This window comes from Acetobacter cerevisiae, from assembly GCF_001580535.1.
Classification (GTDB): Bacteria; Pseudomonadota; Alphaproteobacteria; order Acetobacterales; family Acetobacteraceae; genus Acetobacter; species Acetobacter cerevisiae.
This window is the reverse complement of sequence record NZ_LHZA01000111.1, coordinates 1-18,572: the sequence shown is the minus strand read 5'-3', so window position 1 is coordinate 18,572 and position 18,572 is coordinate 1. Positions and strand designations below refer to the sequence as shown.

At 59.3% G+C, this 18,572-nt stretch carries 18 protein-coding genes; 9 read left to right on the top strand and 9 right to left on the bottom strand.

Going from position 1 to position 18,572, the window contains the following annotated elements:
* Nucleotides 1-922, bottom strand: a 922-nt coding sequence (gene trpB, locus AD928_RS02880; RefSeq protein ID WP_062248111.1) for a tryptophan synthase subunit beta, incomplete at its 3' end; no start/stop codon positions are given.
* Nucleotides 923-1,183: 261 nt separating this feature from the next.
* Between trpB and AD928_RS02875 the strand changes: the two genes are divergently transcribed.
* The 3 genes from AD928_RS02875 (at nucleotide 1,184) to rho (ending at nucleotide 4,431) form a co-directional block, all read left to right on the top strand.
* The gene (locus AD928_RS02875; RefSeq protein ID WP_062248109.1) at nucleotides 1,184-2,356 is read left to right on the top strand and encodes a magnesium transporter CorA family protein; all 1,173 of its coding nucleotides are present in this window, start codon (nucleotides 1,184-1,186) and stop codon (nucleotides 2,354-2,356) included.
* Nucleotides 2,353-2,913 carry a hypothetical protein gene (locus AD928_RS02870; protein ID WP_156470075.1) on the top strand — a complete coding sequence of 187 codons (561 nt, stop codon included), beginning with the start codon at nucleotides 2,353-2,355 and terminating at the stop codon, nucleotides 2,911-2,913. Before AD928_RS02875 ends, AD928_RS02870 begins: the two co-directional genes overlap by 4 nt.
* 222 nt (nucleotides 2,914-3,135) lie before the next feature.
* Complete coding sequence (gene rho, locus AD928_RS02865) at nucleotides 3,136-4,431, top strand: transcription termination factor Rho (RefSeq protein ID WP_043551267.1); 1,296 nt, start codon at nucleotides 3,136-3,138, stop codon at nucleotides 4,429-4,431.
* 47 nt (nucleotides 4,432-4,478) lie between these two features.
* Here rho and AD928_RS02860 read toward each other — a convergent pair whose 3' ends face one another.
* On the bottom strand, nucleotides 4,479-4,775 hold the full coding sequence (locus tag AD928_RS02860) for a sulfurtransferase TusA family protein (protein ID WP_082779705.1): 297 nt from the start codon (nucleotides 4,773-4,775) through the stop codon (nucleotides 4,479-4,481).
* Nucleotides 4,776-4,991: 216 nt separating this feature from the next.
* Here AD928_RS02860 and AD928_RS02855 point away from each other — a divergent pair, with 216 nt between their 5' ends.
* The 4 genes from AD928_RS02855 to AD928_RS02840 all read left to right on the top strand — a co-directional run bounded on the left by AD928_RS02855 (nucleotide 4,992) and on the right by AD928_RS02840 (nucleotide 8,787).
* The gene (locus AD928_RS02855; protein ID WP_156470076.1) at nucleotides 4,992-5,414 is read left to right on the top strand and encodes a Fur family transcriptional regulator; all 423 of its coding nucleotides are present in this window, start codon (nucleotides 4,992-4,994) and stop codon (nucleotides 5,412-5,414) included.
* Entirely contained in the window at nucleotides 5,411-6,259 is an 849-nt protein-coding gene (locus AD928_RS02850) for a GNAT family N-acetyltransferase (protein ID WP_062142041.1), read from the top strand. Before AD928_RS02855 ends, AD928_RS02850 begins: the two co-directional genes overlap by 4 nt.
* Before the next feature lie 144 nt (nucleotides 6,260-6,403).
* Nucleotides 6,404-7,960 (top strand): apolipoprotein N-acyltransferase, encoded by a 1,557-nt coding sequence (lnt, locus tag AD928_RS02845; protein WP_082779704.1) that lies wholly within the window; start codon nucleotides 6,404-6,406, stop codon nucleotides 7,958-7,960.
* A gap of 374 nt (nucleotides 7,961-8,334) precedes the next feature.
* Nucleotides 8,335-8,787 (top strand): helix-turn-helix domain-containing protein, encoded by a 453-nt coding sequence (locus AD928_RS02840; protein ID WP_062248116.1) that lies wholly within the window; start codon nucleotides 8,335-8,337, stop codon nucleotides 8,785-8,787.
* A 55-nt stretch (nucleotides 8,788-8,842) separates the two neighbouring features.
* Here the strand turns inward: AD928_RS02840 and AD928_RS02835 are convergent, their stop codons facing one another.
* Nucleotides 8,843-9,625 (bottom strand): DUF2076 domain-containing protein, encoded by a 783-nt coding sequence (locus tag AD928_RS02835; protein WP_062248102.1) that lies wholly within the window; start codon nucleotides 9,623-9,625, stop codon nucleotides 8,843-8,845.
* 230 nt (nucleotides 9,626-9,855) lie between these two features.
* Between AD928_RS02835 and AD928_RS02830 the strand changes: the two genes are divergently transcribed.
* The gene (locus tag AD928_RS02830) at nucleotides 9,856-10,740 is read left to right on the top strand and encodes a glycine--tRNA ligase subunit alpha (protein WP_061492225.1); all 885 of its coding nucleotides are present in this window, start codon (nucleotides 9,856-9,858) and stop codon (nucleotides 10,738-10,740) included.
* 4 nt (nucleotides 10,741-10,744) lie between these two features.
* Nucleotides 10,745-12,805, top strand: a complete 2,061-nt coding sequence (gene glyS, locus AD928_RS02825; protein ID WP_062248100.1) for a glycine--tRNA ligase subunit beta — start codon at nucleotides 10,745-10,747, stop codon at nucleotides 12,803-12,805.
* Between the two features lie 166 nt (nucleotides 12,806-12,971).
* Here glyS and AD928_RS02820 read toward each other — a convergent pair whose 3' ends face one another.
* The 6 genes from AD928_RS02820 to metK form a co-directional block, all read right to left on the bottom strand.
* On the bottom strand, nucleotides 12,972-13,304 hold the full coding sequence (locus AD928_RS02820) for a tRNA-binding protein (RefSeq protein ID WP_062248098.1): 333 nt from the start codon (nucleotides 13,302-13,304) through the stop codon (nucleotides 12,972-12,974).
* A 148-nt stretch (nucleotides 13,305-13,452) separates the two neighbouring features.
* Complete coding sequence (locus tag AD928_RS14390; RefSeq protein WP_082779372.1) at nucleotides 13,453-13,620, bottom strand: DUF1328 domain-containing protein; 168 nt, start codon at nucleotides 13,618-13,620, stop codon at nucleotides 13,453-13,455.
* A 188-nt stretch (nucleotides 13,621-13,808) separates the two neighbouring features.
* Nucleotides 13,809-14,540, bottom strand: a complete 732-nt coding sequence (locus tag AD928_RS02815) for a hypothetical protein (RefSeq protein ID WP_231866349.1) — start codon at nucleotides 14,538-14,540, stop codon at nucleotides 13,809-13,811.
* 150 nt (nucleotides 14,541-14,690) lie between these two features.
* Nucleotides 14,691-16,268, bottom strand: a complete 1,578-nt coding sequence (purH, locus tag AD928_RS02810) for a bifunctional phosphoribosylaminoimidazolecarboxamide formyltransferase/IMP cyclohydrolase (protein ID WP_062248095.1) — start codon at nucleotides 16,266-16,268, stop codon at nucleotides 14,691-14,693.
* A 94-nt stretch (nucleotides 16,269-16,362) separates the two neighbouring features.
* Nucleotides 16,363-17,076: a tRNA (guanine(46)-N(7))-methyltransferase TrmB gene (gene trmB / locus AD928_RS02805; RefSeq protein WP_062248093.1), complete on the bottom strand. Its 714-nt coding sequence runs from the start codon at nucleotides 17,074-17,076 to the stop codon at nucleotides 16,363-16,365.
* 14 nt (nucleotides 17,077-17,090) lie between these two features.
* A complete protein-coding gene (gene metK, locus AD928_RS02800) occupies nucleotides 17,091-18,278 on the bottom strand; it encodes a methionine adenosyltransferase (protein WP_062248114.1) in 1,188 nt (395 codons plus the stop codon).
* Nucleotides 18,279-18,572: the final 294 nt, after the last annotated feature.

Below are 18,572 nucleotides of genomic sequence, written 5' to 3'. Positions count from 1 at the left end.
GCAACAGATAGGTGCGGTTGCCATGCAGCACGCCGGGGCGACCGCGTTCGATGGACGCTGCCGTCTTGCCGCTATCCAGACCGTGGCCAGCCGCTTCCACGCCGATCAGCCGCACAGAGGCGTCATCCAGAAACGGATGGAAAATCCCCATGGCGTTGGAGCCGCCACCAATGGCCGCAACAATCACATCCGGCAGGCGGCCTTCCTGCGCCTGCATCTGCTCTTTGGTTTCCTCACCAATCACGCTCTGGAAATCACGCACCATGGCCGGATAAGGATGCGGGCCAGCCACGGTGCCCACCAGAAAATAGGTGTCCGCAATATTGGCAACCCAGTCGCGCATGGCTTCATTCATGGCGTCTTTCAGGGTGCCCGCCCCAGCGGTCACGGGCACAACCTCAGCGCCCAGCAGACGCATACGGAAGACGTTGGGCTTCTGCCGCTCAACGTCCGTGGCGCCCATGTAAATCACGCATTGCATCCCGAACAGCGCACAGACCGTCGCCGTCGCCACACCATGCTGGCCGGCCCCGGTTTCGGCCACAATACGGGTGCGCCCCATGCGGCGAGCCAGCAGGATCTGCCCCATGACGTTATTAAGCTTGTGGGAGCCGGTATGGTTCAGCTCTTCGCGCTTCATGTAAATTTTCGCGCCGCCCAGCTCTTCCGTCATGCGGCGGGCAAACCAGAGCGGGCTGGGGCGACCAACATAATCACGCAGGTAGAAGTCCAGCTCCTTCTGGAAAGCCGGGTCCGCCTTGGCGGCCTCGTACGCCGCGTTCAGTTCCAGCAGCAGCGGCATGAGGGTTTCGGCCACAAACCGGCCACCGTAACGGCCGCCAAAGTGGCCACGCTCATCCGGTCCGTGCCGAAGAGAATTGGGCTGTGCTGCTGTGCTGTGCTGTTCTGCCGGGTCCGCCATGGGTGGTTCTGCCGCTCCTGATTTTTGCGTGATGTGCCGGGTCGCCCTGCCCTAAAAAGCAGGCATCCGGCTTACCAGAAGCTGAACGCACTTGCACAGAGGGCACAGAGTCTAAATTTCACCCGGTTGGGAGGGTGGAGCGAGGCTTTTCCGCTATTCAGGACTGTCACTTGTCACTGTCCGCCGGTCTGGTCATATTTCCTGCGCCCGTGTGTTAGCGGTTCGCAAGAGTGACAAAACGATACGCCCGAGGAGAATTTCATGTTTCTGGCCCACAAGCCCGGCGCCCCCGCACGGGCGATTGAGAGTGAGGCCGACGCCCACGGCGTAGCATGGATTGACCTGCTGAACCCTACTCAGGAAGAACAGGAACTCGCCGCCAAAATCTGCGGCCAGCCCCTCCCCACACTGGATGACCTGAACGAGATTGAAAGCTCCTCACGCATCAGCGTGCGCAATGGAGCAGCATTCCTCTCCACCCCCCTGCTCAAAAAAACAGGGCTGGAATTTGAGGCCTTCCCGGTTGGGTTTGTGCTCACGGCGGAACGGCTCGTTACCATTCGCTATCAGCCCTACCCTTCCTTTGAGAATGTGGCCCAGCTTGTGGCCGAGCATACCCTGCCGCCCGCGCCAGCCACCACACCCGCCCCCAGCATGGTGCTCACCCCAGAGCAGAGAGAAAGCGATGCGGCAGACGCCAGTGGACAGGGCCGGCCACTGGAGCCAGCCCCTATTGGCCCCGGCGAGGTGCTGGTGGCGCTGATTGAAACCATTGTGGACCGGCTGGCAGATATTCTGGAAAGTGTCGGCATGTTGCTGGACAAGCTTTCCAAGGACATTTTCAAACGGCGGCAGAACATGCCTAAGGTGCGCAGCGTCGCGGCATGGCAGCGCGAATTGCTGGAGCGTGTTGGCAGTTCGGGCGATCTCTGCTCCCGCGTGCGGGACTCCCTGCTGGGGCTGGAACGCATCACAATCTTTCTGAGTGAAAGCAAAAAGGACGGCATGGCCCCGGCCTCTGGCCTGCCCATCACGTCCCGCCGTTTTGAAGCCGGGGTGACCACCATCCCGACCGAAAATGCGCCTTATGCGCTGTCCGGCGCGCTGCGGTCCCGCATGGCGACGGCCAACCGCGATTTGTCCTCGCTGAGCGATTACGTCTCTCAGGCGGCCAGTAAGGTGGAATTTCTGCTGGATGCGACGTTAGGCTTTATCAGTATTGAACAGAATGGCGTGATGAAGGTGCTGACCGTTGTCAGCTTTATCGGCGTTGCTCCAACCCTGATTGCCGGGGTCTATGGCATGAACTTCAAGGATATTCCGGAACTTAACTGGTCCTTTGGCTATTGGTATTCACTGGGGCTTATGGCGGCCTCCGTCGGCTTGCCGCTGCTGTGGTTCTGGCGCAAAGGTTGGCTTGGAGGCATCAAATGACACATCGTACCCTGTTTTCCCGCCTGCGTGGTTTAGTGCCTGCGGGCGCAGCCTGCCTGCTCAGCCTTGCCGCCAGCCAGACGGGGCACGCTGCCGAGATCAAGACAAACCCGGCCATCAGTCAGGCTGGCTATCAGGCGATCTTCAACCAGCTGAGTGCAGAACCGCTGCGCTATGGCGGACTGTCTTCCATACACACCCGTCGCATTCTGGTCGGCCTGCATCAGACGGGTCCGGGCACCGTAGCGGGTGAAATGATGCGGCTGGATTCCGCCATGCGGCCTGTGGATGCCGGACCGGTGAGTGGCACACTCACGCCCACCACCTCCGCACAGCTGAGCCACTGCCACCTGAAAGTCACCCTGTCTGACCGGGATATCCTGCTGGATGGCCCCTGCTCCGCCACGCTGCTCTCCGGTGCGCTGACCTCCCACCCCAGACCGAGCCAGCTCTGGTCTCAGGTGACAAACTTCATCTCGCCCGACACCTCGGTCTCGCAATACTGGCTCAGCCGGGACACATGGCAGGCGGCCATCACACCTGCGCCAGCGCCCTAAGCGCCTGTAAAGTCTGGTTGACGAACCAGATTTGCGGATTTATTCTCCGCCCCCAGAACTGGCTGACTTCACCTGTCCAGTGCTTTCCCTCATGTCAGGATCATCCTGCTATCCGGGCCGCCGTGGCGCACCTCTGCTGTGACACGCCGTGTTTCCGGGCTTTGCGCAAGACTGATCCGGACCTCCCCATTTCTGAACTACTGCCAGTCAGGGCATTCCTAAATGCATCTTGCGGAACTCAAGGCCAAATCTCCGGCCGATCTTCTGGCCTGTGCCGAAGACCTGAATATTGAAAACGCATCATCCCTGCGCAAGCAGGACATGATGTTCGCCATTCTGAAAGCGCTGGCCGATAACGACCAGGCGATCTACGGTGATGGCACACTCGAGATCCTGCATGACGGGTTCGGTTACCTCCGCTCTCCCGAATCAAACTACCTCCCCGGTCCGGACGATATTTATATCTCCCCCGCTCAGGTGCGCCGCTTTGCTCTGCGCACGGGTGATACGGTTGAAGGGCAGATCCGCGCCCCGCGGGATGGCGAACGCTATTTCTCGCTGCTGAAAATCAACAGCATCAATTTTGAAGCGCCTGAAGCCGTCCGGCACCGCATCAATTTTGATAACCTTACCCCGCTCTACCCTGAGCGCCGCCTGCAGATGGAAGTGGAAAGCGCTGCCCCGCCGGTGAGCGAAACCAAGGGCAAGAAGGGCAAAAGCACGCAGGATTTCACACCCCGCGTGATTGATCTGGTCGCCCCCATCGGTATGGGCCAGCGTGCACTGATTGTCGCACCCCCGCGCACCGGTAAGACGGTCATGCTGCAGAGCATCGCCTCCTCCATCTCCGCCAATCATCCGGAATGCTTCCTGATCGTGCTGCTCATTGATGAGCGCCCGGAAGAAGTGACGGACATGGCCCGCTCCGTGCGGGGTGAAGTGATTTCCTCCACCTTTGATGAACCGGCCCACCGCCACGTGCAGGTGACGGAAATGGTGCTGGAAAAAGCCAAGCGTCTGGTGGAACACAAGCGCGATGTGGTCATCCTGCTGGACTCCATCACCCGTCTGGCCCGCGCCTACAACACCGTTGTGCCGTCATCCGGCAAGGTGCTGACCGGTGGTGTGGACGCCAACGCGCTGCAGCGGCCCAAGCGCTTCTTCGGTGCGGCCCGTAACATTGAAGAAGGTGGCTCTCTGACCATTATCGCCACGGCGCTGATTGATACCGGCAGCCGCATGGATGAAGTGATCTTTGAAGAGTTCAAGGGTACGGGTAACTCCGAGCTGATCCTTGACCGTAAACTGGCTGACAAGCGCACCTTCCCCGCGATTGACATCACCAAGAGCGGCACGCGTAAGGAAGAAATGCTGGTGGACCGCGCCACCCTGTCCAAAATGTGGGTGCTGCGCCGTATTCTGGCCCCCATGGGCACGATGGACGCCATGGACTTCCTGCTGGACAAGCTCAAATACAGCAAATCCAACAACGACTTCTTCGAGGCCATGAACAACTAAGTCTCAGGCCCGGGGACCGTTATCAGACCCCGCATTGGCGGCTGCGTTCAGCCTGCCGGTGCGGGGTCTTTTTTCAGGATCGTCAGCACCACGCTGCCATCCTCTGCTGCCTGCTCGGACAGCACGGCATGGCCCAGCGCCAGCACGGAGCGGCGGACATTTTTATGAGGTTCCTCGCCCTTCAGCCGCACAGCAAGCAGGCCACCCGGTGCCATGCCATCCAGCGCCAGACGGGTGCGCACAAACGTCATCGGGCATTTTTCATGCGTGATATCCAGCATGAGCGTCTCAGGATGAGACGAATCCGCAGGCCGGATCTCTGACGGCTCTCTCGTGTTTTTCATGACGCATTCTCCTCAGGGCCACAGCGCTGGTGGCAGAAACCATTTGAAATCAGAGCTTAAAAAACCTGTGCGTGTGTGTAAAATTGGACAACCTCTCCCCTTTTCGGCTACCTGATGTTTCATGAATGCAGGTGGTAACAAGCAGGATTTGCGCCCTTGAAATCACAGTCGACAGAATCGCGGATTGCGCAGCTGTGCATCGAACATGGCCTGAAGATGACGGGGCAGCGCCGTGTCATTGCACGCGTTCTGTCGGACGCTGATGACCATCCCGATGTAGAAGAACTCTACCGCCGAGCCTCAGCGCTGGATTCCCGTATTTCCGTGGCCACGGTGTATCGCACCGTTCGGCTTCTGGAAGAAAAGGGGATTCTGGAACGCCGTGACTTTGGTGGCGGACGCGCCCGCTATGAAGCCACCGAACATGGCCGCCATCATTACCATCTGATTGATGTGGATAATGGCAAGGTGATTGAGTTTGAAGACCCGGAGCATGAAGAGCTGATGCGGCGCGTTGCAGAACGGCTGGGGTTTGACTTTGTGTCCATGCGTCTTGAACTGTTTGGCAAAAAGCGCCCGCAGACCCAGCAGGCAGGCAAAACGGCGCAGGCCGCAAAACGCAAAGGAGCAGCCTCATGAGCGCGGATCAACTGCCGGCAGGCTCTCTCTCCACTCTGGATCTGGAACGCAAGGGCTTTCCTGAACTCCGGGGCGGCAACCTGAGTGTGCGCATTGCCACCACCGATGATGAACGCGATGCCGCCCAGGCCCTGCGTTACCGCGTATTCTATGAGGAAATGGGCGCGCACCCGGACGCAGAAACCCTGCGCCTGAAGCGCGATATTGATGAGTTTGATGCCGTAGCCGACCACCTGCTGGTGATTGACCACGCCATTGCCTCCGATGCGCGCGGCGTGGTGGGCACCTACCGCCTTGTGCAGGGTGATGCGGCTGCAAAGATTGGCCGTTTCTACTCCGCCAGCGAATACGATATTTCCCCCCTGACGGAATTTCCGGGGCGTTTGCTGGAAGTCGGCCGCTCCTGCGTGGACAAGAACTATCGGGGCCGGGCCGCCATGCAGCTGTTGTGGCGCGGCATTGCGTCCTACATTTTCCTGCATCGCATTGACGTCCTGTTCGGCTGCGCCAGCCTGCCGGGCACCAACCCGGATGCCATTGCGAACGAGCTGACCTATCTCTACCACAACCATCTGGCCCCCCCGGCCCTGCGGGTGAAGGCCCTCCCGGAACGGCGCGTGGACATGCTGCGGGTGGACCCACATTCCATCGACTTCCGCAAAAGTCTGGCGCGCCTGCCACCGCTCATCAAAGGCTATCTGCGCCTTGGCGGTTATGTGGGGGATGGCGCGGTGATTGATCCCCAGTTCAACACGACAGACGTTGCGGTGCTGGTGAAAAGTGAACTGCTGGCAGACAAATATTATCGCCACTATGAACGCCGCCTGCGCGATGCGCTTGACTGAGCGGCATTGTCAGGCTGATCCGGCGTTTCCCGCACCGTGCTGAGCCGTCTGGCGTTCTGGCGCAGGCCTCCATCACCTGCGTCTGACGAAGCACGGGCAGAGCGGCAAAAAAACCGGGCAGCAGGATGGCGTCAGGCTGGCCTGATGCTGGGCATGGGCGTGCTCTCAGCACTTGCCCTGCCACCTGTCCATTTTCTACCCATTCTGCTCATCACCTTTCCCGCTCTGGGCCGGGTGCTGAATCGGGCTCCGAGCTGGAAAAATGCCGCCTGGGCGGGTGCGTTGTTTGGGTTCGGCTTCTATGCAGCGAACCTCTACTGGCTGATTAATGCCGTGATGATCCGCGCAGAAGAGTTCTGGTGGTTTGTGCCATTTCCCTCTCTGGGTTGCGCGCTCATTCTGGCCCCGATGGTCGCCGCTCCGGCAGCGCTAAGCCGTCTGGCTCCGGCTGGCCCCCGTCGGATTCTGGCCTTTGCGGCAGGCTGGACCCTGTTTGATATGGGCCGCGTCTTCCTGTTCAGCGGGTTTACGTGGAATCCCCTCGGCAGCAGCCTGGCGATCCCCGGCGTAGTCGGCGATGTGCTGATTCAGCCCGCTGCGTGGATTGGCGTGGATGGCCTGACCTTTTTTGTGGTTCTGGGCGCATTGTTCGGTGGCGAAGCCTTGCAGGATGCCTTCCGGGCTCGCGCCGGTCGCCCCTGCCAGCTTTTCCCACGCCACGCCGACCGCATACGGATCGCAGCCTGTGCAGCCCTTCTTATCAGCATCAGTCTGACCGCCAGTATAGTGCGGCTCAAAACCGTGCATCCTGCGGGAGAGCAAGGCCCGATTGCTGTGCTGGTACAGGGCAATGTGCCTGAGACGGAAAAAGTCGGTCATTTTAACCCGCGCGATATTTTCATGCGCTACCTGCACCTGACGGCAGATGGCATACTTCAAGCCCGCGACCAGCGCCCCCATCCTGCTTTCCCAGACGCCATTAACCGTCCGATCGTCTTTTTGTGGCCGGAAACCTCCTTCCCCGGTTCCATGTTGTTGCAGGACAGCCCACGCGCCCGCCAGATTATTATGGAATGGGCACCGGGCGCGGATGCCGGATTAATTGGCGCTCTGCGCGTGGATGAAAATGGCCGCTACCGGAACTCAGTTCTGGCCCTCGCGCCGAACGGCGATATTGCTGCCGTTTATGACAAAGCCCGACTGGTACCATTTGGCGAATACCAGCCCCCCTTCATCCCACTGCAAATTGTCCCGCAAGGAGGCATGGCAGCCGGTCCGGGCGCACAGACCTGGCATCTGCCGGGCATTCCGCCTGTAGGACCACTGGTCTGTTATGAAGTCATTTTCTCAGGCCTGACGGTAGACGAACATGACCGGCCCCGCTGGCTGGCCAATGTGACAAATGATGGCTGGTTTGGAGACAGCGCAGGCCCTCGCCAGCATCTTTCATCCGTCAGGCTGCGCGCTGTGGAAGAAGGACTTCCCATCGCTCGCGCTGCCAATACCGGCATTTCCATTGCCTATGATGGTTTTGGGCATGAACTCGCGAGCCTTGGCTGGGGAAAAACCGGCACCCTGGTTGTGCCCCTTCCTGCGGCGCTGCCTACGCCCCTGTTCGCCCAGTATGGGCGCAGCCTGCCTGCCCTCCTGAGCCTCGCTGTTTTTCTGCTTGCAGTGGTTCGTCCAGGACGGAAGCGGTGAATATAATTGAGATAAAATAAATATTTCTTTGCCGTTAAGATAATTTTTAGACAAAATTTCTTTTGCAGCATGCCTTAATCAGCTAATTAGGCGCGGAAACCCTTTTAATAACAATAAATTAATGATTGATATTTTCAAACATATAGGTGGTTATTACTATTCTAATATTTTGTATTATTCAGTATGGGCAAGATATTTTTCAAACCTGACAATAGTCATGTGAGCAGCCCTGCAAACTTTAATAAATGGTTTATAAACAGTTACCATCTGGTTTATAAATTACTCTCCTTTCTTCGGTGAGAAATTGCGTGACAGAAACAACCTCTTCTTTCCCTGCCCCAAAGGCCTCTATCCCCCGGGCAGGTTTGGTTGACATGCATGTCGGGCGTCGTATCCGCCTGCGACGCACGCTGTTGGGAATGTCTCAGGAAAAACTAGGGGAGGCTCTCGGCATTACGTTTCAGCAGGTGCAGAAATATGAACGTGGCGCCAATCGTGTCGGGGCGTCGCGCCTTTACGATCTGGCCTCCGCGCTGGACGTGCCGATCAGCTTTTTCTTTGATGATATGCCTGCGTCTGGTCAGACTTCGGATCCTCAGCCCCCACCCACTTTCCACGGCGGCCTGTCACAAAACCGGAAGCCTTTTGAATCCCCGTTTCAGACCGGGACTGCGTCTGTTTTTTCGGATCAGGAAGCCTCTCTGTTTTCCCGCAAGGAAACCATTGAACTGATCCGTGCCTATTACCGCATTCCTGACGCAGTCGTCCGCAAGCGCGTGCTGGAACTGGTGCGCTCCATGGCGCCTGCAACCGAGCCGACATCCTAAATAAAAAAGGGGCGACCGAAGCCGCCCCCTTTTGGATCTTTTTGCTGGGTTTGCCTCAGAAATCCTGATCGCCACCCCAATCACCACCGCCAGCGTCGCCACCAGCATCACCGCCCCAGTCATTGCTTCCGGCATCAAAGCCCTGATCAGCAGACGTTCCGGCTCCGGCAAACGGGTCTGCGCCCGCACCATCCCCATAATTGTTGTTGATAACGGTCTCGCTCGGCTGACCTGCGCCCCATCCGCCGTCAGCCCCGGCACCATGATGGCCACTGAACAGATCTGTCAGCGCGTTGGCTGCCAGCATGCCCCCGGCAACACCCGTCGCGGTTGAAAGAGCGGACCCCAGAAAGCCCGAGCCACTGCGGAACATGCCCGGCTGCGCCCCATAAGGCAGCGGCTGCGGCTGGTACTGCGGCGGCATGGCAGCAGGGCGACCGCCCCAGCCCGGAGGTGCAGACTGTTGCGGCTGAGCCTGAGGCCCACGCTGACCGCCGCCAAACAGGCCGCCCAGAAAACCACCGCCGCCGGCCGGTTTCTGCTGCGCCTGAGACTGAGCCTGCTGCAATGCCTGCTGAGCTTGCTGCAACTGGAACTGAAGCTGCTGAATACGGTTCTGCGCTTCAACCAGCGCCATTTCCTGCACCACAGCCATCTGCGTAATACGATAGCGGGCTTCCGGATATTGCTGGAATTCCTGCGCCAGGAATTTATCCGCATCCGGGTCTATCGGCGGCAGATTGGGCTTCGTGCTGGGCACGCTTCCAAAACCGGACTGGGACGCACCGCCCACTCTGGCTACAAATTTCGCAATGAGGTCGCGTTCCTCGTTGGTCATCGTCTCTTTTCCCTGCCTGCGGCATGTGCTGCCAGCCTGATGCACTGGTTTGCATAAGATAGCACTAGTCTGGCTAAGATATGGCGAGGCGGCAAGAGCGTTGCAAGAGGAGAGCTGCAGGGAGTTGCATGCCTTCTCTTCCTGAATGCGCAGCGCCCCTGTATGGTGTGCCCCGCCGTGCGCGCTCTGCGCACACCCTGATTGTCATACTGCGGAGTTTCACCCTGACCATGGACCCGGCGTCTCCCCGCCCTACCGAGCGGCCTCTTTCTTTTCAGGACCTGATCCTGACCCTTCACCAGTTCTGGTCAAAGCAGGGGTGCGCCATTCTCCAGCCCTATGACCAGGAAATTGGCGCGGGCACGCTTTCCCCCCACACCACCCTTCGGGCTCTGGGCAGCACACCGTGGAAGGCCGCCTATGTGCAGCCCTGCCGCCGCCCGTCCGATGGCCGCTACGGGGAAAACCCCAACCGGCTCCAGCATTATTACCAGTATCAGGTGCTGCTGAAGCCCACGCCGGAAGAAAGCCAGAAACTCCTGCTGGACAGCTACCGCGCCATTGGGATTGACCCGGACCGGCACGACATCCGCTTTGTGGAAGATGACTGGGAAAACCCGACCATCGGCGCATGGGGGCTGGGCTGGGAAGTATGGTGTGACGGGATGGAAGTCACCCAGTTCACCTACTTCCAGCAGGTAGGCGGTATTCCGGTGGTACTGCCTTCCACGGAACTGACCTACGGGCTGGAACGTCTGGCCATGTATGTGCAGGGCGTCGAGAACGTCTATGACCTCGATTACAACGGGACCGGTCTGACCTACGGCGATGTCTTCCTGCGTGCCGAGCAGGACTATTCCCGCCATAACTTTGAGCTGGCGGATACGGAACTGCTGTTCCGCCATTTTGCCGATGCAGAAAAAGAGAGCGCGGCCCTGGCGGAAGCCGGTGTAGCGCAGCCTGCCTATGACCAGTGCCTGAAGGCCAGCCATCTGTTCAACCTGCTGGATGCGCGCGGCGTGATCAGCGTGAGCGAGCGCGCCGCCTATATTGGCCGTGTGCGGACACTGGCAAAACTGTGCTGTGAGACCTGGCTGGCTGGCGAGGACAAATAAGATCATGCCCGAACTGCTGATAGAACTTTTTTCAGAAGAAATTCCTGCCCGCATGCAGCAGCAGGCTGGTGAGCATCTGCTGCGCCTGCTGTCTGAAGCTCTGGCCCCGCTGAACCCGAAAGACGCTGTGGCCTATACCGGCCCGCGCCGTATTGCGGCCTCCTGCACGCTGGACGCCAACGTGCCCGGCCGCACAGTGTCTGAACGCGGACCGCGTGAAAGTGCGCCGGAAAAGGCCCTGCAAGGCTTCACCCGCAAACACGGGGTGACGCAGGATGTCCTGACCCTGCAAAACGGCTTCTGGGTGCTGGAGCGGGAAGAACCCGTCATCAGCGCCAAAGACCATATCGCTGCCATCATGCCGGATCTGCTGCGCCGCTTCCCATGGCCGAAGTCCATGCGCTGGGGCCAGGGCAGCGCCTTTACATGGGTGCGCCCGCTGCGTCGCATTCTGTGCATTCTGGATGGTGAGACTGTGCCGTTCTCTCTCGCGCAGGGTGACGATAACGGCCACAATCTCCAGTCTGGCAACCAGACGGAAGGCCATCGCTTCCTTTCCCCGGGTGCGGTGACTGTCAGCAGCGCTGCGGAATGGCAGGACACGTTGAAGACCCGCCATGTGCAGGTGCATGCAGCAGACCGTCGGGAAACCATCGTTACAGGCCTGACGGCCCTTGCCTCATCAGAAGGTCTGGCCCTTGTGCCGGATTCCGGGCTGGTGGATGAAGTCGCCGGACTGGTGGAATGGCCAGTGCCGTTCCTAGGCCAGATTGATGAGAAATACATGGATCTGCCTGCCGAGGTGATGCAGGTCTCCATGCGCGTCAACCAGCGTTATTTTGCCCTGCGCAATGGTGATGGGTCCGCCGCCCCGCGCTTTGCCTTTGTGGCCAATATTGTCCCCGCAGATGACGGCACGCTGATTGTGACCGGCAATGAGCGCGTGCTGCATGCCCGTTTTGCGGATGCGCGCCACTTCTGGGATCTGGACCGCAAGCAGAGCCTCGCCTCTCGCCTGAGCGCACTGGACGCCATCACCTTCCACGCCAAACTTGGCAGTCAGGGTGACCGCACGCGCCGTATGGTGCGTCTGGCCGGGCTGATTGCTCCGATGGTTGGAGCCTCCAAAGCGGACTGTGAACGCGCCGCCGAACTCAGCAAAACGGACCTGACCACCGGCATGGTCGGGGAATTCCCGGAACTGCAGGGCGTAATGGGGGGCTACTACGCGCAGCATGACGGCGAAACACCTGCTGTTTGTCAGGCTATAAGCGAGCAGTATATGCCACGCGGCCCCGGCGACACGGTGCCGACTGCTCCGGTTTCTGTCGTGCTGGGGCTGGCCGACCGGTTTGACATGCTGGCCGCGTTCTTTGCCGCGGGTGAAAAACCGTCCGGCTCGGGCGACCCCTTCGGTCTGCGCCGTGCAGCTCTGGGCATTATCCGCCTGATCCGTGAAAACGGCCTGCGTCTGGATCTGGTCAAGCTGTTCCTGCTGGCTGCTGAAGCACTGCCGGAATCCCTGCGCGATGCGCCGGATCTGGCTCTGCTGCCGCAGTTTATGGCTGAGCGCCTGCGTGTTCAGCTGCGCTCGGAAGGCGCACGGTATGACTGCCTTGCCGCTATTTCCACCGGCAATACCGATACGGACATCACCCGCCTTCTGGCCCGCGCACAGGCGCTGGAAACCATGCTGGAAACGGAGGACGGCAAGAACCTGCTGGCCGCCACCCGTCGCGCTGCCAATATCCTGCGGATTGAAGACCGCAAGGATGGTCCGCATGAAGGCGCGCCGGACCCGGCCCTGTTTGCTCAGCCGGAAGAACAGGCACTAGCCGCCACGCTGGACCGGGTTGAACCGGCTGTGGAAAAGGCGTTTGCAGAAGAACGCTTTACCGACGCCATGCGGGAAGCCGCCAGCCTCCGCGCACCGCTGGACAAGTTCTTTGAGGACGTCACCGTTAACGCACCGGACGCTCCGCTGCGCCTCAACCGCCTGCGGTTGCTCTCACGTCTGGTGCGGATGATGCGTCTGATTGCGGATTTCAGCCAGATTGAAGGCTAAGCGACCTTCCTTTTGAAGGAACGCTGAACAGAGAAAGAGAGACGTGACGGTTTGCCGCATCTCTCTTTTTTTATGAGCTATCGGGACTTTTTCTCTCCCTAGCTTCATGCACCATCGAGATTTTATCGCTCGAATGGCTGCACCCAGGAAGCTTTTTAGCGCAGCCTCAACTCAGCCGGGTGCCATTGGGCACAGGCCTTTCCAGACCCGCCAGCACGACGCCCTCTTCCGTTTCAAACCCTGACAGCAGGAACTCGGAACGAAACGGGCCGATCTGCTTTTCCGGAAAATTGATAATCCCGATAATTTGCCGTCCGATAAGCATTTCCAGCGTGTAAAGGCGTGTCACCTGTGCGCTCGTTTTACGCTCCCCATATGGCCCAAAATCTACCCAAATTTTATAGGCAGGCTTCCGCGCTTCCGGAAACGGCTCTGCACGGAGAATCGTCCCCGCCACAATCATCACCTTTTCAAAATCTGACCAGCTAATCTGTTCCATAAGGTCCTCTTTTGCGCCTGAAAGCCTGAGCTTTTTTAAACGGTCCCGTTAAAGGCAGGCCCATAAAAAAAGCGTGTAGCCTGAAGAGACCACACGCTTTCCTATTTTTAATCAGCCTCGAAGGCCCTTGGGGACAAACCCCTCACCACTATGTGGGTGTGCGGCCAAAGAAGAAGCTGACCACCAGCAGCACCACAAAAATAAACAGCAGAATTTTAGCAACACCAGCAAAGCTGGAGGCGGCGCCACCAAACCCGAACAGGGAGGCAATCAACGCCAATATCAGAAAGGTCAGAACCCACCGTAAAATAGCCATCTCGTCTCTCCTTAAGAACCCCGCAGTTACTCCGGAAGAGCACTCCGGCTTTGCGCTTCCCCCAATCCAACGCAGGGATACTTAAAAAGTTCTCTCGGTTCAGAAACGAGACGCAGCAGACACAAACCTGATGCTATCCGACAACCCGGAGCACAGCATCAGTCCCGAGCCGCATTCAAACGGACCTGTTAGTGGCCTTCAGACCCCGGAATAATATCATACCCCGCACTGCCCGGAGCCGGACCCGGCGGGGGCGCATTCCCTACTGCAACCCCAACCATCTGGTTGGAAGCCGGACCGATTTCCCGTGCGTCGATGGCGACACCCAGTTCCCCGCTGCTGCCCGTGCCCACGGCATAAAGCGTCTGACCCGGCTTGAGCCAGGCGGCCAGACGCGTGGCCTCACGCGGGGGGAGGTAAATCACGGAATGATCTTTCAGCACCGCGCCGTTCAGCTGGCCGTCCAGATCATAGAGCGGCATCCAGACTTCGCCATGCAGCACCAGATCGGGGCCTGCAATCATCTCGGTAGACTGGCGAGGCATGGCAATAAAGGTGTCCTGCATGCCCCGACCACGCGGGCTCGTGAGGCCAAAAGCGCGGATAATGGGCAACGTGCGGCCCTTCAGGCCACGGATATCGACGGTATCACCGGGTTTGATCAGACCGGCCAGCGTATGACCCTGATCCGGAGAGATGAACACCTGCGTGCCATCATGCAGAATGAACCCGACTACACTCCCGTGGGAGGACGGCAGAAACTGCGACACCTGCCCACTAAAATGCGGCAGGCCTGAGAGGTCATAAACCCCGTCAGCTTCCTTTTCCGTCACCGTCTGGTGAGAAGCGAAGTTTGCCGCATTCTGCTGCCCGGCGGGTGCCTTATGGGCAGGGGCCGCGACGGCTACAGAAGAAGCCAAAAGGAAAGCTGGAAGGGAGAACAGATGGCGCATGGATCAACCGATTAGAGAAGTCTGGCCTGAGGCTTTACGGACCTCAGGCCAGAATAAGGAAGACTGTGCGCCATTGTTCGTCAGGAACGCGCGTCCGGCAAGAGCCGGAAAAGCGTGTCAGTGGCGGAAATGACGCATACCAGTAAAGACCATGGCAATACCCGCAGCATCCGCCGCAGCAATCACCTCATCATCCCGGATGGAGCCACCCGGCTGAATCACAGCGGTCGCCCCTGCGGCCACAATGGTTTCCAGCCCGTCTGCAAACGGGAAGAACGCGTCAGACGCGGCCACAGAACCCTGTGTGAGCGGTGCGTCCAGCCCGGCAGCCTTGGCGGCTTCCCCGCTTTTGCTGGCGGCGATACGTGCGGAATCAACCCGGCTCATCTGGCCCGCGCCAATCCCCACCGTGGCATCGTTTTTGGCGTAGACAATGGCGTTGGACTTCACGTGCTTGGCCACACGGAAGGCAAAGATCAGGTCTTCCATTTCCTGCGCGGACGGAACGCGTTTGGTCACCACACGCAGGGACTCGGGTTTGATCTGCCCGTTATCCCGCGTCTGCGCCAGAAAACCACCAGCCACAGACCGCACAACCACACCAGATGCTGCGGCATCCGGCAGACCGCCCGTCAGCAACAGGCGCAGGTTTTTCTTGCGGGCCAGAATGGTTTTGGCCTCTTCATCCGCATCCGGAGCGACGATGACTTCGGTGAAAATACCAGCGATTTTGGTCGCGGTTTCCGCGTCCAGCGTGCGGTTGAGAGCAACAATGCCACCAAAGGCCGACACAGGGTCACACCGCAGCGCGTTGTCCCAGCAAGCAGACAGCGTGTCACCCACAGCCACACCACACGGGTTAGCGTGTTTGACAATCACCACAGCCGGACGGTCAAACTCGGCCACAGCTTCAAACGCCGCATCGGTATCGTTGATATTGTTGTAGGACAGAGCCTTGCCCTGCACCTGCACAGCCGTCGCGACACCGGGGCGGGTGCTGCCATCTTTGTAGAAAGCGGCCTGCTGATGCGGATTTTCACCATAACGCAGCACTTCCGCCCGCTGGCCAGCCAGCACAAAGCGTTCCGGCAGCGTGTCCTGCGCCTGTGCGGCAAACCATGCTGCAATGGCGGCATCATAAGCGGCGGTACGGGCATAAGCAGCACCGGCGTAGGCACGGCGCTGTTCAAGCGTGCTGCCACCCTGCCCCAGAGCCTCAATCAGCCCGGCATACTGCGCGGTGTCAGTCAGCACAACCACGTGACCGTGGTTCTTGGCTGCGGCGCGAATCAGCGCGGGGCCGCCAATATCGATATTTTCAATGCAGTCTTCAGCGCCAGCGCCGGAGGCAACCGTTTTTTCAAACGGGTAGAGATTGACCGCGACCAGATCGATCGGAGCAATCTTGTGCTCTTCCATCTGAGCGACATGAGCTGGCAGATCGCGCCGCCCAAGAATACCACCGTGGATCTGCGGCACGAGCGTTTTCACGCGGCCATCCAGAATTTCCGGGAACCCGGTGTGATCAGACACCTCGGTGACGGGAAGGCCGGCTTCGCGCAGTGCGCGGGCAGAGCCGCCTGTGGAAAGGATTTCCGCACCGTGCGCAACTAGCGCGCGACCGAGGTCAAGAAGCCCCGTTTTATCGGAAACAGAAATTAACGCGCGGCGCACGGGTTGCGTCGTCTGGCTCATGGTCGGACCTTTCGCACGGCTAAACCTGATTTCAAAGCGGCTCATTAGCTAACAAGCCGCCCAAGAGCAACCTTACGCGCCCCGGAAAAAGGTCTTAACTGCGCGTAAAGGTCCAGTAGAGCGGCTGGCGACCTGCTGCGATGGCTTTCGCTTCGTAACGGGTGGGGAACCAGCCTTCCGGCCGCTCAGAAACGGGCGGCGGGGCTTCAAAAAACGGTTGTGCCGCCATGACTTCTTCAACCCATGCCTGATAGGTCGGATCATCACTCGCTACGCGCCACACAGCACCGGGCTTGAGCACACGGGCCACAAGGCTTACGTTTTCCGGATGCATGAAGCGCCGCTTGGCATGACGCGCCTTGGGCCATGGGTCCGGAAACATCAGGAACAGCCGGTCCACGGAGGCATCCGGCAGTGCACGCAACAGCACGCGGGCATCATCATCCCACAGCCGTAGCATGTCTGGGATGGCGGACGTTGCCTCCTCTCCAACCGGCACAAAGCGGGTTAGCAGGGAGCACAGGCCGTTATCAAAAACTTCAGAGGCAATATAGCCAACATCGGGGTGGGCATTATGCTGCCCGACCACGTGTTCCCCGCCACCAAATCCGACTTCAAACCAGATTTGCTGAGGCGGGCGGCCAAAGGCTGTGGCCGGGTCCGCTGCGCGATCCAGCGGAAAGCGCAGGCGGGGCAGCGCCTCATCTAAAAGACGCTGCTGACGGGGACGCAGCGAATGGCCGCGCGGTCGCCCATAAAGTCGTTCGGGCGACGGCTTAACGTCCGGTGCGCGTACTTCCTCCGTCATCGCGTCGTCAGACCTTAGCGGTTGAAGGCGCCACGCAGGGCATCCACCAGATCGGTGCGCTCCCACGTAAAGTCATCACGCGCATCATCCGGCGTACGGCCAAAGTGACCATAAGCAGACGTCTGGGCGTAAATCGGGCGGTTCAGACGCAGGTGCTTACGGATACCGCGCGGAGACAGATCCATGACCTCACGCAGCACGGAACCCAGACGGGCTTCGTCCACATCCTTGCCGGTGCCATCCAGATCCACATAAACGGACAGAGGATGAGACACGCCAATGGCGTAAGAGACCTGAAGCGTGCAACGCTCTGCCAGACCAGCAGCCACAACGTTCTTGGCCAGATAGCGGCAGGCATAGGCTGCGGAACGGTCAACCTTTGTGGGGTCCTTACCGGAGAATGCGCCGCCGCCATGAGGCGCTGCACCACCGTAGGTGTCCACAATGATCTTACGACCCGTCAGACCGCAGTCACCATCCGGACCGCCGATGACGAAGATACCGGTCGGATTGACGTAGAACTCGTCTTCCGGCGGCATCCAGCCTTCCGGCAGCACATTGCGCACAATGTCACCCAGTTCTTCACGCAGCTTCTGCTGGCTTACGCCTTCATCATGCTGGGTGGAGATCACCACGGACGTGGCGCCAACGGGGCGACCATTGGAATAGCGCAGTGTGACCTGGCTTTTGGCATCCGGCTGCAGGCCAGCTGCACGCGGGTCACCCGCACGGCGCAGATCACGAATTTCGTGCAGAATGCGGTGTGCATAATAAATGGTGGCCGGCATCAGAGTGTCGGTCTCGATGGACGCGTGGCCGAACATGATGCCCTGGTCGCCAGCGCCTTCATCTTTCTCGCCAGCGCTGTCCACGCCCACTGCAATATCAGCAGACTGAGCGTGCAGGTAGTTCGCCGCGTCCGCTGTACGCCAGGAGAACCCTTCCTGATCGTAACCAATGTCCTTCACCGCATCGCGCGCTGCCTGAATCAGGCTGTCGGATGTGATGGAAGAAGGGCCGCGAACCTCGCCAGCCAGGATGATCCGGTTTGTGGTCACCATGGTTTCACAGGCCACGCGGGCTTCCGGGTCCGCTGCAAGATAAGCATCCAGAACAGTATCGCTGATCCGGTCCGCAACCTTGTCGGGATGACCTTCGGAAACAGATTCCGAAGTGAACAGGAAATCGCCGTCTTTACGCATGATGGTGCCGTCTGCCCCACGCACTAGTGAATTAGGAATTGTGACCGCCACCTTTAAGAAAAGGCGACGGGATCGTGTGGCGGAATAGTGGCCGATGGTCAAGTGTATTGCGGCTATGCAGCCATCAGGACCATATTCCTGCTGGCCTGCAGGGGGCATTTTTCCAGTATCTGCCAGACCTTATTCTGCGGCGCAGACCGCAGAATTCAGCCCTTTAGAAGCGGATAAAAGAAAATATCACGATAGGAAATGTAAATAAGGTCAGGTCTTAAAAAACGATCCCGGACGTTTGTC

Bases quoted from the DNA above. Each gene is read 5' to 3' on its own strand.
- metK (WP_062248114.1), bottom strand. From the start codon at position 18,278: ATGCGTAAAGACGGCGATTTCCTGTTCACTTCGGAATCTGTTTCCGAA.
- lnt (WP_082779704.1), top strand. From the start codon at position 6,404: ATGCTGGGCATGGGCGTGCTCTCAGCACTTGCCCTGCCACCTGTCCAT.
- AD928_RS02870 (WP_156470075.1), top strand. From the start codon at position 2,353: ATGACACATCGTACCCTGTTTTCCCGCCTGCGTGGTTTAGTGCCTGCG.
- purH (WP_062248095.1), bottom strand. From the start codon at position 16,268: ATGAGCCAGACGACGCAACCCGTGCGCCGCGCGTTAATTTCTGTTTCC.
- AD928_RS02875 (WP_062248109.1), top strand. From the start codon at position 1,184: ATGTTTCTGGCCCACAAGCCCGGCGCCCCCGCACGGGCGATTGAGAGT.
- AD928_RS02850 (WP_062142041.1), top strand. From the start codon at position 5,411: ATGAGCGCGGATCAACTGCCGGCAGGCTCTCTCTCCACTCTGGATCTG.
- AD928_RS14390 (WP_082779372.1), bottom strand. From the start codon at position 13,620: ATGGCTATTTTACGGTGGGTTCTGACCTTTCTGATATTGGCGTTGATT.
- glyS (WP_062248100.1), top strand. From the start codon at position 10,745: ATGCCCGAACTGCTGATAGAACTTTTTTCAGAAGAAATTCCTGCCCGC.
- AD928_RS02855 (WP_156470076.1), top strand. From the start codon at position 4,992: ATGACGGGGCAGCGCCGTGTCATTGCACGCGTTCTGTCGGACGCTGAT.
- AD928_RS02860 (WP_082779705.1), bottom strand. From the start codon at position 4,775: ATGAAAAACACGAGAGAGCCGTCAGAGATCCGGCCTGCGGATTCGTCT.
- AD928_RS02840 (WP_062248116.1), top strand. From the start codon at position 8,335: ATGCATGTCGGGCGTCGTATCCGCCTGCGACGCACGCTGTTGGGAATG.
- trmB (WP_062248093.1), bottom strand. From the start codon at position 17,076: ATGACGGAGGAAGTACGCGCACCGGACGTTAAGCCGTCGCCCGAACGA.
- AD928_RS02835 (WP_062248102.1), bottom strand. From the start codon at position 9,625: ATGACCAACGAGGAACGCGACCTCATTGCGAAATTTGTAGCCAGAGTG.
- AD928_RS02830 (WP_061492225.1), top strand. From the start codon at position 9,856: ATGGACCCGGCGTCTCCCCGCCCTACCGAGCGGCCTCTTTCTTTTCAG.
- rho (WP_043551267.1), top strand. From the start codon at position 3,136: ATGCATCTTGCGGAACTCAAGGCCAAATCTCCGGCCGATCTTCTGGCC.
- AD928_RS02820 (WP_062248098.1), bottom strand. From the start codon at position 13,304: ATGGAACAGATTAGCTGGTCAGATTTTGAAAAGGTGATGATTGTGGCG.